General features: G+C 61.0%; 15 protein-coding genes, 3 tRNA genes and 1 pseudogene. 9 read left to right on the forward strand and 10 right to left on the reverse strand.

All coding sequences use genetic code 11. The features are described from left to right. Nucleotides 1-83: 83 nt before the first annotated feature. The 3 genes from ACFJIU_RS13630 to ACFJIU_RS13640 all read left to right on the forward strand — a co-directional run bounded on the left by ACFJIU_RS13630 (nt 84) and on the right by ACFJIU_RS13640 (nt 1,162). Nucleotides 84-380, forward strand: a complete 297-nt coding sequence (locus ACFJIU_RS13630; protein WP_379072295.1) for a DUF982 domain-containing protein — start codon at nt 84-86, stop codon at nt 378-380. A 209-nt stretch (nt 381-589) separates the two neighbouring features. Continuing rightward, entirely contained in the window at nt 590-943 is a 354-nt protein-coding gene (locus ACFJIU_RS13635) for a hypothetical protein (RefSeq protein WP_379072297.1), read from the forward strand. A gap of 51 nt (nt 944-994) precedes the next feature. Then, the gene (locus ACFJIU_RS13640) at nt 995-1,162 is read left to right on the forward strand and encodes a Thivi_2564 family membrane protein (RefSeq protein ID WP_129415681.1); all 168 of its coding nucleotides are present in this window, start codon (nt 995-997) and stop codon (nt 1,160-1,162) included. A 101-nt stretch (nt 1,163-1,263) separates the two neighbouring features. On the opposite strand, the gene ACFJIU_RS13645 is transcribed toward ACFJIU_RS13640, so the two are convergent. Both ACFJIU_RS13645 and ACFJIU_RS13650 read right to left on the reverse strand, forming a co-directional pair. Next, nucleotides 1,264-1,337: transfer RNA gene (locus tag ACFJIU_RS13645), tRNA-Gly, on the reverse strand. 121 nt (nt 1,338-1,458) lie between these two features. Continuing rightward, a tRNA-Tyr gene (locus ACFJIU_RS13650) sits at nt 1,459-1,543 on the reverse strand. A gap of 355 nt (nt 1,544-1,898) precedes the next feature. On the opposite strand from ACFJIU_RS13650, the gene ACFJIU_RS13655 reads away from it, so the two are divergent. Continuing rightward, entirely contained in the window at nt 1,899-2,747 is an 849-nt protein-coding gene (locus tag ACFJIU_RS13655; protein WP_379072300.1) for a TrmH family RNA methyltransferase, read from the forward strand. Between the two features lie 319 nt (nt 2,748-3,066). Here ACFJIU_RS13655 and ACFJIU_RS13660 read toward each other — a convergent pair whose 3' ends face one another. From ACFJIU_RS13660 to gcl, 3 genes and pseudogenes are all read right to left on the reverse strand, one after another. After that, nucleotides 3,067-3,951 (reverse strand): 2-hydroxy-3-oxopropionate reductase, encoded by an 885-nt coding sequence (locus ACFJIU_RS13660; protein ID WP_379072303.1) that lies wholly within the window; start codon nt 3,949-3,951, stop codon nt 3,067-3,069. A gap of 84 nt (nt 3,952-4,035) precedes the next feature. Further along, a pseudogene (gene hyi, locus ACFJIU_RS13665) lies at nt 4,036-4,832 on the reverse strand (hydroxypyruvate isomerase). Between the two features lie 45 nt (nt 4,833-4,877). Then, complete coding sequence (gene gcl, locus ACFJIU_RS13670) at nt 4,878-6,659, reverse strand: glyoxylate carboligase (RefSeq protein WP_379072306.1); 1,782 nt, start codon at nt 6,657-6,659, stop codon at nt 4,878-4,880. A gap of 210 nt (nt 6,660-6,869) precedes the next feature. Here gcl and bhcR point away from each other — a divergent pair, with 210 nt between their 5' ends. Continuing rightward, a complete protein-coding gene (bhcR, locus tag ACFJIU_RS13675; protein WP_379072309.1) occupies nt 6,870-7,691 on the forward strand; it encodes an HTH-type transcriptional regulator BhcR in 822 nt (273 codons plus the stop codon). Nucleotides 7,692-7,700: 9 nt separating this feature from the next. On the opposite strand, the gene ACFJIU_RS13680 is transcribed toward bhcR, so the two are convergent. Then, on the reverse strand, nt 7,701-7,868 hold the full coding sequence (locus tag ACFJIU_RS13680; RefSeq protein WP_379072311.1) for a hypothetical protein: 168 nt from the start codon (nt 7,866-7,868) through the stop codon (nt 7,701-7,703). A gap of 240 nt (nt 7,869-8,108) precedes the next feature. On the opposite strand from ACFJIU_RS13680, the gene ACFJIU_RS13685 reads away from it, so the two are divergent. The 4 genes from ACFJIU_RS13685 to ACFJIU_RS13700 all read left to right on the forward strand — a co-directional run bounded on the left by ACFJIU_RS13685 (nt 8,109) and on the right by ACFJIU_RS13700 (nt 11,141). Then, nucleotides 8,109-8,183 (forward strand) — tRNA-Thr (locus ACFJIU_RS13685). Nucleotides 8,184-8,205: 22 nt separating this feature from the next. Then, a complete protein-coding gene (locus tag ACFJIU_RS13690; RefSeq protein WP_379072314.1) occupies nt 8,206-8,526 on the forward strand; it encodes a hypothetical protein in 321 nt (106 codons plus the stop codon). A gap of 115 nt (nt 8,527-8,641) precedes the next feature. Next, nucleotides 8,642-9,415, forward strand: coding sequence for an NAD kinase (locus ACFJIU_RS13695; RefSeq protein WP_379072316.1), 774 nt, complete (start codon nt 8,642-8,644; stop codon nt 9,413-9,415). Nucleotides 9,416-9,608: 193 nt separating this feature from the next. Continuing rightward, complete coding sequence (locus ACFJIU_RS13700) at nt 9,609-11,141, forward strand: DEAD/DEAH box helicase (protein WP_379072319.1); 1,533 nt, start codon at nt 9,609-9,611, stop codon at nt 11,139-11,141. 105 nt (nt 11,142-11,246) lie between these two features. On the opposite strand, the gene ACFJIU_RS13705 is transcribed toward ACFJIU_RS13700, so the two are convergent. From ACFJIU_RS13705 to ACFJIU_RS13720, 4 genes are all read right to left on the reverse strand, one after another. After that, entirely contained in the window at nt 11,247-11,894 is a 648-nt protein-coding gene (locus ACFJIU_RS13705) for an OmpA family protein (protein WP_129415689.1), read from the reverse strand. A 167-nt stretch (nt 11,895-12,061) separates the two neighbouring features. Next, complete coding sequence (locus ACFJIU_RS13710; RefSeq protein WP_379072322.1) at nt 12,062-12,430, reverse strand: GFA family protein; 369 nt, start codon at nt 12,428-12,430, stop codon at nt 12,062-12,064. Between the two features lie 97 nt (nt 12,431-12,527). After that, nucleotides 12,528-13,659 (reverse strand): peptide chain release factor 2 gene (gene prfB, locus ACFJIU_RS13715; protein WP_379072325.1). Its coding sequence is split into 2 segments (ribosomal slippage): nt 12,528-13,592 and nt 13,594-13,659, totalling 1,131 coding nucleotides; the frame shifts between segments, so codons are not numbered across the junction. A gap of 205 nt (nt 13,660-13,864) precedes the next feature. After that, entirely contained in the window at nt 13,865-16,318 is a 2,454-nt protein-coding gene (locus ACFJIU_RS13720; RefSeq protein ID WP_379072328.1) for a penicillin-binding protein 1A, read from the reverse strand. Nucleotides 16,319-16,328 lie beyond the last annotated feature (10 nt).

The following is a 16,328-nucleotide window of genomic DNA, read 5'->3' on the forward strand; positions in this document are numbered from 1 at the left end:
GTCTCCATTTGTGACGGGGCCGACCATTTCCTTGCCCCTTTTGGCCAGCCAAAAAGGCGCCATCATCAAGGAGACGGACTTCCATGACCGACCTTCGTTTCAACAATCCCGTTTCGATCTTCATGGGCCTCGGCTTTCCGCGCGATGTCGAAAATGCGCTCGAAGCCTATGACGTGTTGCTTGAATGGAACGGCACCCGCGACGACGACCATGCCGCGGCAATCGCTTCCTGCCGCGACGCCATCGCCCGCGTGCAACCTGCAGCAAAGGCTCGCGACGCGTTCGAGCGCTTTGCCCACAACAAGGGTATCTTGACCGAAGAAGCACTCGACCGCGCCGCGCTCACGGTGGCGCAGGAATGGGGACGGCTCAGCGCCTAGCCTGCGTCGCTCATCAGCTTTCGAATCAACGCGCGAAACGCCGCCACTCTCCCAGGGCGGCGTTTTTCCTTGCGGCCAGCAGCGAGCAAAAACTCCAACAGCCTTTGTAACGCGTTGCCAGGCAACGTTATTTCTCGGATTGCACAATTTCGGAACGAACCGTCCACCTCCATCGTTTCGGCTGTGTATCTCGATCAGAGGAGTGTGGAATGGTCACTACATCCAAACAGACGCACGCCAACGGAACAGACATCCAGGCGGCCCTCGAAGGGCAACTCGCGGAATTGCGCCGCGAGGTCGCAAAGCTCAACAAATCGCTGGCCGCGCGCGGAGCTGAGGTCTTCGACGAGGCCATCGATCACGCCGATGATACCTACCGGACCGCCTCGGCAACCGCGGCAAGGGCCATGCGCCATCTGCGTAGCCAGGCACATTCCGTTTCGGAGACGGCGAGGGAGAACCCGCGCGCCACAACGGCGGTCGTCGCGGTGGTTGGCGCATTGGCTCTGCTCGCAGGGATGGCCCTGGCCAGGTCTCACAACGGCAGGGATGGCTACTGGTAGGTCCGATCCAGCGCTTTACCGGACCCCAGTCAACCGTATGAGGAAATTGTCATGGCTTCTTCCATGCTGATCAGCATCCTGATCACCTTCCTGGTGATTGTGCTCGTGCTCTATCTCGTGCAGCGGCTGCCGCTGGACGGCCGCATCAGGCAAATCGTGCAGATCATCGTGATTTTGATCGGCATCGTGTCGCTGCTCAAATATCTGGCGGTGTTCTAGCCGGCCAGCTCTGGCGTCTCCGCGCATGGAGGCGCCGCCATCGCAAACGGGATATCGGCCGCGCTTCGCGCGGCCTTTATTTTCTAGATGATGGAAGTGACTGGAGCGGGTGAAGGGAATCGAACCCTCGTATTCAGCTTGGAAGGCTGCTGCTCTACCATTGAGCTACACCCGCTTTGCGTCCGCATCCATAGAGGAGATGACGGCGATCCGGAAGCCCGTTCCACAAGAAATTTGGCCGACTGAACAAGGCAGCTGCCTTGCGGCCATTCGACCTTGTTCTCATGAAAAAGAAGTGGTGGGAGAAGTAGGACTCGAACCTACGAAGGCGTAGCCAGCGGATTTACAGTCCGCCCCCTTTGCCGCTCGGGACATTCTCCCTTAACCGTGACCTGTCCCTGTTGTGGGATCGGCCGGCCGGAAACCGGGTGCCTTATGGCGGTTGAGGTTCGGCCTGTCAACCACGGCCGGCAACCACCAGGATGATTTTCTTCATATGGAGCAGCAGCCGCTCCCAACCAACCTCCGCAAACCTGTCGCGGCTAAGATGAAAGGCGTAAAATGCAGCCCGCCCTGCGAAGCTTCAGGCGATTGCCAGGCCTGTTTCAATCCCGGAACAACGGCCCCGCCGGGATTCTGCAATCCCTCGAAAGAAAAGCCGACATACCGGTTTACTTTTGGACACAGCCGCGACATCTGCACTAAAATTGCGCTTGCACGATGCCGGAGCCACCTGATGAGCAACGACACCAAGAAGGGAACGCCGAAGGACAGCCACTACGCGCGGCTGCGGCGTGCGCACCGCGAAGAAAAGACCGGCGGCGGGCCTGCTTTCCGACCACGCCCGAAGGTCGCGCCAGGCGAAGGCCCGGCAAACGGGCTGGTGCGGCTCTATGGACTGCATACGGTGCGTGCGGCACTCGACAACCCCGGCCGTCGCATCCGCTCCATGCTGGTCACGCGCAACGCACTGGAGCGGCTCGAGATTTCAGACATCGCCACCCTGCCCTTCAAGGCTGAACTGGTCGAACCACGCGATATCGATAAGCTGACGGGATCAGACGCCGTGCACCAAGGTGTCCTGATCGAGGCCGAACCGCTGAAACCAAAACGGCTCGATGCGCTTGGCGACAGCAATCTGGTGCTCGTCCTCGACCAGGTCACCGATCCGCATAATGTCGGCGCCATCTTGCGTTCTGCCGTCGCCTTTGGTGCCGGCGCCCTGATCACCACCGCGCGTCACAGCCCACAGGAAAGCGGCGTGTTGGCAAAATCGGCGTCCGGCGCGCTGGAGCACATCGACCATATCGAGGTGAAGAACCTCGCCGAGGCGCTCGATGAACTGCATGAGGCGGGCTTCCAGACGATCGGCCTCGATTCGGCGGGGCCGGCAGAGCTTGAGAAAACCTTCTCTGGCGACAGGATTGCCCTGGTTCTGGGTGCCGAAGGCAAAGGTCTGCGTCAGAAGACGCGCGAGACAGTGACGGCATTGGCCAGGCTGGACATGCCGGGAGCCATCCGCTCGCTCAACGTTTCCAACGCTGCCGCAGTAGCGCTCTACGCGGTGCGACGATTCCTCGGCTGATCTGTATCGCCAAAAAGAATGCCCTCGCGTTGGGATCGAGGGCAAGGGCTTGCGCCTGAACGTGAAATCTCCGTCAAAGCGGAGAAACCGCCAAGGTGGGCGATGGTAGGTAGATCCACCTCGCCGCTGCACAAGGCCTCGACGAGGTGGATCTGGAGGCGGTCCGCCGCTCCCAGCCGAACCGCAATCGGGAACCCACTCCTCCAGAGCCGCCGGGCGTCATCTCCTCCTGGGCACGCAGTACCAGAAGACGCTTCAAAGGCAGGCCTCAAAAACGGTGCATCCCGAAGAATGCGCCCGGGGAGAGGTTCCCTGAAGATCAGGCCACAGGATGCCCGGCCATCAACTCCAGCGCCTTGACCACCCCGGAGTGATCATCCTTGGCGCCGCCATTGGCCGCGCAGGCGTTGAAGAGCTGCTGTGTGGTCGCGGTGTTGGGCAACGCAACACCCAGCGACCTGGCGCCTTCCAGTGCGAGATTCAGGTCTTTCTGGTGCAACTCGATGCGGAAACCCGGCGCGAAGGTGCGCTTGATCATGCGCTCGCCGTGAACTTCCAGGATGCGCGAATTGGCGAGGCCTCCCATCAGAGCCTGCCGCACCTTGGCTGGATCGGCACCCGCCTTGGAAGCAAACACCAGCGCCTCGGCGACCGCCTCGATGGTGAGTGCGACGATGATCTGGTTGGCCACCTTCGCCGTCTGGCCGGAGCCATTCGGGCCGACGAGGGTGATGTTCTTGCCGAGCTTGTCGAAGATCGGCCTGGCGCGATCAAACGAAGCCTCCTCGCCGCCGACCATGATGGCGAGCGAAGCCGCCTTTGCGCCAACCTCGCCGCCCGAAACCGGAGCGTCGAGATAATCCGCACCGGTCGCCTTGACCTTGGCGGCGAATTCCTTGGTGAAGATCGGCGAGATCGAGCTCATATCGATGACCAGCTTGCCGTTTGACAGGCCCTCGGCGACACCCTTGCCGCCGAACAGGACATCCTCGACCTGCGGAGTGTCCGGGACCATCAGGATAATGATGTCGGCCGCACGCGCCACCGCATCATTGCCGGTCACGACCTTGATGCCCTTGGCGGAAAGCTCCGGCGCGGGCTTTGCGAAATGGTCGGTTGTCACGACCTCATAGCCGGCGTCGAGCAGATGTCCCGCCATCGGCGTGCCCATGATGCCGAGGCCGATGAAACCGATCTTTTCCATTGTCATTGTCCTTTCGAAGTCAGTCGTCTTCCCGCCAGCCGGCTCGCGCCGCTGGAGGAGGCAGAAATTTTCCAGAGGATGCAGTCAGGCCGCAGCGCTGCCCTTGCCGTTCAGAGCGTGGAACCAGCCCAGCCCAGCCTCGGTGCCGGCCTTCGGCTTGTATTCAGCCCCGATCCAGCCCGCATAGCCGATGCGGTCGATATGCTCGTACAGGAACGGATAGTTGATCTCGCCCGTCCCCGGCTCGTTGCGTCCGGGATTGTCCGCCAGCTGGATATGCGCGATGCGGCCGAGATTGGCCTCGATGGTCCGGGCGAGATCCCCCTCCATGACCTGCATGTGATAGATGTCGTACTGCAGATAGAGGTTCTTCGAGCCGACCCGCTCGATGATATCGAGCGCCTGCCCGGTGTTGGTCAGGAAGAAGCCGGGAATGTCACGGGTGTTGATCGGCTCGATCAACAGCTTGATACCGGCCTGCTCCAGCTTCTCGGCGGCAAAGCCGAGGTTCTCGACAAAGACATTCTCGAGCGCCTGCTGCGACACGCCGGCCGGGGTGATACCAGCAAGACAGTTGACCTGGTCACAACCCAGCGCATGCGCATAGGTGATGGCCTTGGCAACACCCTGTCGAAACTCATGGATGCGGTCCGGCAGCACGGCGATACCGCGTTCGCCCTTGCCCCAGTCCCCGACCGGAAGGTTGAACAGGACCTGTGTCAGGCCGTTCTTCTTCAATCGGGCAGCGACCACCTCGGGAGTGTGGTCGTAGGGACCGATATATCGACCCCCTTGAAGCCGGCGCGGGCCGCCGCATCGAAGCGATCAAGAAACTCGTGCTCGTTGAAGAGCATCGAAAGATTGGCTGAAAACCGTGGCATAGCGGAACTTCCTTGGAAATTGAGTCAACGACTTCGGGAACAGATTCAGTCGAGCAGCACGATCGCCGTGGGAGCGTCTTCGTTCTTCTCGGCCAGTTCCTCGAATTCGGTGATGTTGTTGATCTCGGTGCCCATGGAGATGTTGGTGACACGCTCCAGGATGAATTCCAGAACGACCGGAACCTGATGCTCCTTCATCAGCCGTTCGGCCTCCTTGAAGGCACCGGCGAACTCTTCCGGTTTGCGAACCCGAACCGCCTTGCAGCCCATCGCCTCGGCGACGGCGACATGGTCGACACCATAACCTGCTTCAGGGTCATCCTTCCTGTTCTGGTTTTCGAAGGCAAGACTGACTTCGTAGTCCATCTGGAAGCCGCGCTGTGCCTGGCGGATGAGGCCGAGATAGGCGTTGTTCACGACGACGTGGATGTAGGGCAGCTTGTGCTGGGCACCGACCGCCAGTTCTTCGATCATGAACTGGAAATCATAGTCACCCGACAGCGCAACGATAAAAGCATCCGGACTGGCGGCGCGAACACCAAGCGCTGCCGGCAACGTCCAGCCGAGCGGGCCGGCCTGGCCGCAATTGATCCAGTTGCGCGGCTTGTAGACATGCAGGAACTGCGCACCGGCAATCTGGCTGAGGCCGATCGTGGTGACATAGGTGGTGTCGCGCGGGAATGCCTTGTTCATCTCTTCGTAGACACGCTGGGGCTTCAGCGGAACCTGCTCGAAATGGGTCTTGCGCTTCAGGGTCTTCTTGCGTTCCTGACAAGATTTGGCCCAACCGGACCAGTCGCGCAGCTTGCCGGCCGTCTTCCACTCGGTGGCGACGTCGAGCAGCGCCTTCAGCGCCGCACCAGCGTCGGAGACAAGGCCAAGATCCGGCGCGAAGACGCGGCCGATCTGGGTTGGTTCGATGTCGATGTGGATGAACTTCCTGCCCTTGGTGTAGACATCGACCGAACCGGTGTGGCGGTTGGCCCAGCGATTACCGATACCGAACACGAAGTCGGCTTCCAGCATGGTCGCGTTGCCGTAGCGGTGCGAAGTCTGCAGGCCGCACATGCCTGCCATCAGGGCGTGGTCGTCGGGGATGGTGCCCCAACCCATCAGGGTCGGAACAACCGGAACGCCGGTGATCTCGGCAAATTCGATGAGCAGGTCGGAAGCGTCGGCGTTGATGATGCCGCCACCGGCGACGATCAGCGGCCTCTCGGCCTGGTTCAGCATGGCCAGGGCTTTTTCCGCCTGGGCGCGGGTCAGCGCGGGTTTGGCCAGCGGCAGCGGCTCGTAGGCGTCGATGTCGAATTCAATTTCGGCGAGCTGAACGTCGATCGGCAGGTCGACCAGAACCGGGCCTGGGCGACCCGAGCGCATCAGATGGAAAGCCTTCTGCAACGTCATCGGAACCAGATAGGGCTCCATGACCGTCACCGCCCACTTGGCGACCGGACCAGCGATCGCGGCGATATCGACGGCCTGGAAATCTTCCTTGGTGAGACGGGCACGCGGCGCCTGGCCGGTGATGCACAGGATCGGAATAGAGTCGGCCGCCGCCGAATAAAGGCCGGTGATCATGTCGGTGCCAGCTGGACCGGAGGTGCCGATGCACAGGCCGATATTGCCAGCCTTGGCACGGGTATAGCCCTCCGCCATGTGGGAAGCTCCCTCGACATGGCGCGCCAGGACATGGCCAATGGTGCCGCGTGCCTTCAGTGCCGAATAGAACGGATTGATGGCAGCACCCGGCACCCCGAAGCCGCATTTGATCCCCTCTTTCTCGAGAACGAGAACCGCCGCATCGACTGCGCGCATCCTGGCCATATCTGAGCCCTCCAAAACGGTGATGTTCGAATGGTCCGACTCTGCCAGCGGCTCGCGTATTTTTCAATTTTTCCAAAATAATTTTTCATTATTGAAATTTATCCCTTTCATACTGATTTTAAAAAAGATTCCGTTTTCCAATCAAATCGCTATCGGCAATTCGAAAAAATTTTTTATTGATGATCGGCCAGTTTTGGCGACAATGCGGATATGGAACAAACCGAAAAACGCCAGCGCGGACGCCCACGCGCATTCAACGCCCCTGCAGACACCGCGCAGGTGCAATCGCTGGATCGCGCGCTGCGCATCCTTGCCATTGTCGCGGAAGGTAGCGGCCTGTCGCTCTCGGAGGTGGCCAACGCTTCCGGCATCGCCGCCTCGACCGCCTACCGCATGCTGACGACACTCGAAACACACGGCATGGTCGAGTTCGACAAAACCGATCAGCTCTGGTCGATCGGTGTGGAGACCTACCGCATGGGCGCCGCATTTCTGCGCAGGCGCAAGCTGGTCGACCGTGCCCGCATCGTCATGCAGGAGCTGATGGAAAAGACCGGCGAGACCGCCAATCTGGGTCTGGCCGAAGACGACTGCGTTGTGTTTGTCAGCCAGGTCGAGACACATCAGGCGATCCGTGCCTTCTTCCGGCCGGGTACGCGCAGCCCGTTTCATGCCTCCGGCATCGGCAAGGCCGTGCTGGCCTATCTCGACGGCGATCGTGTTGCCGCCATAAGCCGCAAGACCGGGCTCGAAGCTTTTACCGCGAAAACCTTGTCCACCCTGCCCGCATTGGCGCTCGATCTGAAGGATATTCGCGAAAGAGGCTGGTCCGTTGACGACGAGGAACGGAACCTTGGCATGCGCTGCGTTGCCGCCGCGATTTTCAACGAATTCGGAGAACCGATCGGTGGCGTTTCGGTATCGGGGCCGACGGCAAGGGTGACGCCCGAACGCCTGACGGAGATCGGGCCGCTGGTGCGGAATGCAGCAGTGGAGATCACCAAGATGATTGGTGGCAGCACCAAACGCTGAACGTTGCCATCAGCCCATTCCGGTGACGTGGCGCAGCCAGAACGCCAGCACGATGAAGCCGATGGCGAAACTGACGCCGGTCCAGTCGACATTGGCGCCTTTGAGGGCACGCAGCAGCTTCATCGCCAGAAGCCAGACGGCGAATACGATCAAACCGACGACGACGATTCGGATCATGGACAAACCCCATCAACGATACCCGCTAGCAGGCATCGCCATGGATATAAGGATGAAACTGGCCGATTTCATGCTCGACGCCCGGCCAGGGGAGCATTGCGGCATCCAAGTTGCCGACAATTGTCTTTACTGGCGCGGCAAATGTGCTAACCGGTGCGCCATGTTCCTCCAACCTGGCAACTGAAACCGGGATCGGAGGATCCGAAGTACCGATTGGCCACCAAGTTGCGGTGTCCTGGAGCCGGCGTAGCACAGCGGTAGTGCAGCGGTTTTGTAAACCGAAGGTCGGGAGTTCGATCCTCTCCGCCGGCACCATTCAATTCAGCCTGCAGTTGCAATGTCCTGCCCCGGGCTGGCACTTCTTCTCCGCCTTTCAGTTCCTGATCAACGCTTGCTCAGGCAAGGCATCAGCACGCCCGTGCATTTTGAAGACACGACCGGCTGGTTCATCTGGTCTGAGGCCCGGACCACGATGGAGAACATCACGGCGAACGAACCGAGCATCAGGAAAAGGATCATCAGGCGTGACATCGACAATGGGAAAGCTCTCGACTTGGCCCCCGCCCACCGATTGCTGCCCCAAGCATGGGCAAAGCAAATTTCAGAAAAATTAAGACGGATTTTAACCATGTTTGCGCAAGCAGACACGGTGCAATGATTCGTCCGTCGCGAATGGCAGTGATCTTGCCGTGCTTACCATGACGCCCTTTGCAGGTGCCGGTTGACCATGCTACGCCGCGCTGGTCGATGCCGAGGATCGCCCGCCGGGAGCCATGACGAATACCGTAAGCCGCCTCGCCTTTGTGTCCTCCGAAACCGCCGACGCCCGGGCCGCGCTGGAGCGGCTTAGTGCCCGCTATGGCCAGGTACCGGTCGATGAAGCCGATACGATCGTCGCCCTCGGTGGCGACGGTTTCCTGTTGCAGACGCTGCGTGACACGATGAGCAGCGGCAAGCGTGTCTACGGCATGAACCGGGGCACGATCGGCTTCCTGATGAACGAGTTCCGCGAAAAAGGCCTGACCGAACGCATCGCCAAGGCGGTACCGGAAACCATCCGGCCGCTGGAAATGTCGGCAACCAACGCCGAAGGCGAAACCGTCGAAGCGCTTGCCATCAACGAGGTGGCACTATGGCGCCAGTCCTACCAGACGGCCAAGATCCGCATTGCCGTCGACGACCATGTACGCCTCGAGGAATTGAGTTGCGACGGTGTCATGATCGCCACGCCGGCGGGTTCCACTGCCTACAACCTTTCCGCCCACGGCCCGATCCTGCCGCTCGATGCTCCCCTGCTGGCGCTCACCCCGGTGAGCCCGTTCAGGCCGCGCCGCTGGCGTGGCGCGCTGCTTTCCAACCGCGCAACGGTACGCTTCGACATACTGGAGGCAGAAAAGCGGCCGGTGAACGCCGCCGCCGACCACACCGAGGTGAAGGCTGTGACGTCGGTGACGGTGCGAGAATCCCTGACCGCGACTGCCACGGTGCTGTTCGATCCCAACCACTCCTGGGATGAGCGTATCCTGGCCGAACAGTTCCGATATTGAGCCTGCGCCCGGCTTGACGGAACCCTATCAGACACTACCTTAGGCAAAAGACCGCGTGATTGCCGGCTTTCAAGCCCGTTTGTGTTGACAAAACGTGGACTTGCGCCTATCGGCGTTCACGATATCGAAGACGCGAGGCGTCTGCCGCGACGGAAGCCGCCGCGCTCCCCATACAAGCCAAAGACAGCAAAACTTGTCCTCAGACACCCAGACCGCTCAAGAAGCGTTGCTTTTTTCCGACCTCGGCCTCTCGCCCAAGGTTCTTTCCGCCGTGACAGACGCCGGCTACACGCAGCCGACGCCGATCCAGGCCGGCGCGATCCCGCACGCTTTGCAAGGCAAGGACGTCCTGGGCATCGCCCAGACCGGAACCGGCAAGACCGCATCCTTCGTGCTGCCGATGTTGACGCGGCTGGAAAAGGGCCGCGCAAGGGCGCGCATGCCGCGCACGCTGATCCTGGAACCGACACGTGAATTGGCGGCCCAGGTCGAGGAGAATTTTGTCAAATACGGCAAGAACCATCGCCTCACCGTGGCGCTGCTCATCGGCGGTGTTTCCTTCGAGGACCAGGAAAAGAAGCTGGAACGCGGTGCCGACGTGCTCATCGCAACCCCTGGTCGCCTGCTCGATCACTTCGAACGTGGCAAACTGCTGCTGACCGGCGTCGAAATCCTCGTCATCGACGAGGCTGACCGCATGCTCGACATGGGCTTCATTCCCGACATCGAGCGCATCTGCAAACTCATCCCATTCACCCGGCAGACGCTGTTCTTCTCCGCGACCATGCCGCCCGAGATCACCAAGCTCACCGAGCAGTTCCTGCACGCCCCGGTGCGCATCGAGGTCGCCAAGGCTGCAACCACGGCTTCGACAGTGACGCAGCGCCTGGTCAAGGCCGGCTCGAAACCGTGGGACAAACGTGCCGTCCTGCGCGACCTGATCCACGCAGAGGAAGAAGGGCTGAAGAACGCCATCATCTTCTGCAACCGCAAGGTCGAAGTCTCGGAACTGTTCCGTTCGCTGCTGAAACATGACTTCAACGCCGGCGCACTGCATGGCGACATGGACCAGCGCGCGCGCATGACCATGTTGTCCAACTTCCGCGACGGCAAGCTGAAGTTGCTGGTGGCGTCGGACGTCGCCGCCCGCGGACTTGATATTCCGGACGTCAGCCACGTCTTCAACTACGACGTACCGATCCATGCCGAAGACTATGTCCACCGCATCGGCCGTACAGGCCGCGCGGGACGCTCCGGCAAGTCGTTCACCATCGCCACCAAGGGCGATACCAAATATGTCGACGCGATCGAGAAGCTGATCGGCAAACAGATCGAATGGTTCGACGGCGATCTTTCGACGCTGGTTGTCAGCGAGGACGCCGATGAGGCACCACGCCGCGGCCGCGGCGACAAGCGCCGTGGCGGTCGCAAGGATGGCGACGACCGGCGTAACAAGGGCAAGCGCGGCGACAGGCATGCCGCCAACGAAAATGGCGAGGCGATCCCGGCTCCGACTGAAGCGGCTGCACCTGCGGGTGACGACCGCAAGCAGCGCAAGGAGGCAATCCGCGCCGACAATGCCGATCGCAGGGACACCGACCGCAAGGATCAGCGCCCGCATCGCGAACAGCGCCACTCCCGTCACCACCGCGAGGAGGAAGACGATAAGACAATCGGCTTCGGTGATGACGTGCCCGCCTTCATGAAGATCGTCGCCAAGGTCTGAATGCAGTCGGGTGGATCTCGCCCGATGCCGGACTGAGTTTTCTACAAACACCCAAATAAAAACGGCCCCGAGCGGGGCCGTTTTCGTATCCGTAGAGGCCGAGCCTCAGGTAAGCGGAGAAAGTTGGATCTCGACGCGGCGGTTCTGCGCGCGGCCTTCGGCGGTGTTGTTGGGAGCAACCGGCCGGGTCTTGCCGAAGCCGGTGACCGCGAAGCGCCGCGAATCGACACCCTGCGACGACAGGTAGTTCGCCACCGAGAGCGCACGGCGCTGCGACAGGTCGAAATTGTGCTGGTCCGAACCGGTCGAGTCGGTGTGGCCGAACACGTCGACGGTAGTCTGATTGTACTTCTTCAGGACCAGTGCAACGGAGTTCAGCACCGAGTAGAAACTCGCCTTCACCGAGTCCTGGTCAGTGGCGAAAGTAATGTCGGATGGCATGTTGAGAACGATCTGGTTGCCAACGCGGGTAACGCTGACGCCGGTGCCCTGCAGCTGCTGACGCAGCGCATTTTCATTCTGGTCCATCACCGAACCGATGGCGCCGCCTGCCAGCGCACCGATGCCCGCACCGATCAGCGCATTGCGGCGATCGTTGCCACCTGCAAGCGTGCCAAGCGCCGCGCCAGCCAGACCGCCGAGAACGGCGCCGCCCGCGGTATTGGAAACCTTCTGCTCACCCGTGTAGGGATCGGTCGTGCAGGCACTGGCCAACACCGCCGTAGCCACCACGCTGAGCACAATTTTCTTCATGAGATATCCCTCTCCAAACTACGGCCGCGACTCGGCGCGCGGGCAAGTCCTTAGCCGCCCTTCTAGCACGAATTGCGGCAGAAACCGGAGCATGAAATGGCGGAGCGCGGGGTTTTTCCGCGTGCCCTCAGGATCATCGCGTCGAGCAAGGAAAACTCCAGTCGCGACTACCAGAGGTTCTTGCCGTCGATGATCACCACCTCGACTGTATCGAGGTCGAAATCGTCGAACAGGCGCGAGTTGATGCTGATCTTGGGATTGTCGAAATCCGGCTCGCCAGTCGACCAGTCCGGCGTCTCGGTGAAGGTGCCGCAGCCGCAAATCGCGCAGAAGCCGTGCTTGATGGTCTTGGAGCCCCAACGGTAGAAGCTCACATTTTCAGGACGACTGGTAAGCTTGAACTTGTCGGGCGTGTAGTAGGCCCAGAGCGAGCCACGCTTCGAACAGAAGGAGCAGGTGCACTGTGTCACCGTTTGCGGCGCCTCCGACACCTCGAACGTCGTGGCCCTGCAGTGACAGCTTCCCTTGATGATCATCGGCTCTCCTCGCTGTGCCATTGGATTAGCAACACAGCATAGAGAGAGCCTCCTGACAACTTAACGTCAGGAGGCCATCGAAACAGGGCGGATTTTCCTAGTCGATATCCGCGACAGGCTGCCCCACGCCGCCTTCGATGCGCTGCGACAGCGAGGCTTCCATGAAGTCGTCGAGGTCGCCGTCGAGCACGTCCGACGGGCTTGTCGACTCCACGCCGGTGCGCAGATCCTTCACCAGCTGATAGGGTTGCAGCACATAGGATCGGATCTGGTGGCCCCAGCCGATATCGGTCTTGGCGGCTTCCGTCGCGCTGGCAGCTGCTTCGCGCTTCTTCAGCTCTTCCTCGTAGAGGCGCGACCGAAGCATCTCCCATGCCTTGGCGCGGTTCTGGTGTTGTGAACGCCCGGCCTGGCAGGCGACCGCAATCCCGGTCGCGATATGCGTGATGCGTACGGCCGAGTCGGTGGTGTTGACGTGCTGGCCGCCGGCACCCGACGACCGGTAGGTGTCGATGCGCACGTCGGATTCGCTGACGTCGATCTGGATGTTGTCGTCGATCACCGGATAAACCCAGATCGATGAGAACGAGGTGTGGCGGCGCGCGTTGGAATCGTAGGGCGAGATGCGCACAAGACGGTGCACGCCCGATTCCGTCTTCAGCCAGCCATAGGCATTGTGGCCCTTGATGAGCACTGTCGCCGACTTGATGCCGGCTTCTTCGCCATCATGGACTTCCAGGACCTCGACCTTGAATTTGCGACGTTCGGCCCAGCGCGTGTACATGCGCAACAGCATGTTCGCCCAATCCTGGCTTTCGGTGCCGCCGGCACCGGCGTGGACTTCCAGATAGGTGTCGTTGCCGTCGGCTTCACCCGAGAGCATGGTCTCGATCTGGCGCGCGCGGACTTCGCCGGCCAGCGAGCGAATCGCCGTCTCGGCTTCCTGGACGACGCTTTCATCGCCCTCTTCCTCGCCGAGTTCGATCAGGCCGATATTGTCCTCGAGTGCCTGGGTGACGCCCTTGACCGTGCCGATGCCCTCCTCCAGACCCTGGCGCTCGCGCATCAGCTTCTGCGCTTCCTGCGGATCGTTCCACAGGCTGGCGTCCTCGGCACGGACGTTCAGGTATTCAAGCCGTTTTAGCGCTTGATCCCAGTCAAAGATGCCTCCTCAGCAGGGTTATCGCCTGCCTGATCTCGTCGACAATGTTCTGCGTTTCCGCGCGCATGATCTCTTTTCTTTTCCGGTTTGCGAAGTGACGACCGTCGCCACTCGGGGCCAGCTGAGATTCAAAGGACACCTGCCCGCCGTTGCCGGCTCAAGATGGCATGGATCCCAACAAGCAAGTCGGCGCGATACATAGGCATCCCCCCGTCGCCTGTAAAGGAAAATGGGCCGGCATAGAGCCGGCCCATCCAATAAGGATCGTCTCGTCAGTAGAGGCCGCCGCCACCCGACTGGATCGCTTGCGAAGCCTGCGGCGAAATCCCCGTGCCGGGACCATTCGAGCCGTCAGACCCCATGCCGATCACCCAGTAGCTGTCGGCAGGACCCGTGCCGGGCTTGAAGGCTTCCATGATCGTGTTGGGGTCGCCCTCGTTGGCACGCATGCCGGTCTTGCGGTTGATCGCGACCAAGGTCATGCCTTCCGGTACCTTGAATTCGATCTTCGGCTGACCAACAAGCGCTTCGCGCATCATGTCCTTGAAGATCGGCGCCGCGAGACCGCCACCCGTGATGCCCTTGCCGAGCGGCTTGGGCTGGTCATAACCAAGATAGAGACCGACCAGAAGATTCGGCGTGAAGCCGATGAACCAGGCGTCCTTCTCGTCGTTGGTCGTGCCGGTCTTGCCAGCCATCGGGTAGCCGAGTTCGGCAACGGTGGCACCGGTGCCGCGCTTGATCACGCCCTCCATCATGGAGGTGATCTGGTACGCCGTCATCGGGTCCAGCACCTGCTCGGAATTGTCGGTCAGTTCCGGCTCGGGCTGGTTTTTCCATTCGGTCGCGTTGCAGTTCTCGCAGGTACGCTCATCCTGACGGAACACCGTTTTGCCGTAACGATCCTGGATACGGTCGATGACCGACGGCTTGATCGATTTGCCGCCATTGGCCATGATCGCATAGGCCGAAACCATGCGCATGACCGTTGTTTCACCGGAACCCAACGCCATCGGCAGATATGGCGCCAGCTTGTCGTAGACGCCGAAACGCTCCGCGTACTCCGCAACCAGCTTCATGCCCATGTCATTGGCGAGGCGAACGGTCATCAGGTTACGCGAACGCTCGATGCCGTTGCGCAGCGTCGACGGACCGGCCGAGTTGCCGTCGTAATTCTTCGGCGTCCAGGTGGTGTTGCCAGACTGGATGGTGATCGGACCATCCATGATGACGGAGGCCGGCGTATAGCCATTGTCCAAGGCCGCCGCATAGACGATCGGCTTGAATGATGAGCCAGGCTGACGCATGGCCTGCGTGGCGCGGTTGAACTCGGAAGCGGCATAGGAGAAGCCGCCGACCATGGCAAGCACACGGCCGGTGTGCGGATCCATGGCGACGAGGCCGCCTTCGACCTGCGGCACCTGGCGCAGGAGATAATCGGAACCGCTGTCACCCTTCTTCTGAACGAAGATGACATCGCCGGCCTTCAGGACTTCCGTCGGGGATTTCGCCTTCAGCGTCTTGTCACCCTGCTTGTAGCGCATCGCCCAACTCATATCCTCGCGCGATACCGTGCCTTCGACCCGCTCCTTGACGAGGTCACCGGAAGCCTCGCGATCAGGCTGCAGGCCGATGGACAGACCCTCGCCGGAGCTGTCGAGCACGACGGCGAGCGTCCATTCCGGCACGTCGCTCAAAGACTTGACGGCGCCCAGCCCCGGCCCCCAGTCGCCTGACACGTCGATATGCGTGATCGGGCCACGATAGCCGCGCAACGTATCGAATTTCATCAGGCCGTTCTGCATCGCCTTGCGAGCGAACAGCTGCAACTTAGGATCAAGCGTGGTTCGGACGGAAAGACCGCCTTCATAGAGTGCATTCTCGCCATAGCGGGAGATGATCTGCCGGCGGACTTCCTCGGTGAAATACTCACCAGCGAATAGATAGGTGCCGTTGCGGCGCGGCTTGACGCCGAGCGGCTCGGCCTTGGCCTTGGCACCCTCCTCCTTGGTGACGTAACCGTTCTCGACCATCTGATCGATGACCCAGTTGCGGCGCTCGATGGCACGCTCGGTGTGCCGGAACGGGTGATAGTTGGACGGGCCACGCGGAAGTGCGGCGAGATAGGCGGCTTCCGCCACCGTCAACTCGTTCACCGACTTGTCGAAATAGGTCAGCGCTGCGCCCGCAACGCCATAAGCGTTCAGGCCGAAGAAGATCTCGTTGAGATAGAGTTCAAGGATACGGTCTTTGGAATAGGCCTGCTCGATGCGGAAGGCGAGGATCGCTTCCTTGATCTTGCGGTCCATCGTCTGGTCGGCGGTGAGCAGGAAGTTCTTCGCCACCTGCTGGGTGATCGTCGAGGCGCCGACCGGACGGCGCGAACCCCAGTTCTGCACGTTGACGATGATGGCGCGGCCAAGACCGGTGATGTCGATGCCTGGATGCGAATAGAAATTCTTGTCCTCGGCCGACAGGAAAGCGGCTTTGACGCGATCCGGCACGGCCTGGATCGGCAAGTACAGACGACGCTCACGGGCATACTCGGCCATCAGCGCACCATCGGAAGCGTGGATGCGGGTGGTGACAGGCGGCTCGTATTTGGCCAGGACCTCGTAGTCAGGCAGCTCCTTGGCCAGATTGCCGACATAGATCGCGACAACCGCGGCGGCCAGCAGAGCCAGCATCGTGCCGATGCCGAAAAAATAGCCGATAAGACGAATCATGCCCACTCCA

Origin of the sequence: Mesorhizobium sp. UC74_2 (assembly GCF_042701485.1) — a bacterium.
Lineage (GTDB): Bacteria > Pseudomonadota > Alphaproteobacteria > Rhizobiales > Rhizobiaceae > Mesorhizobium.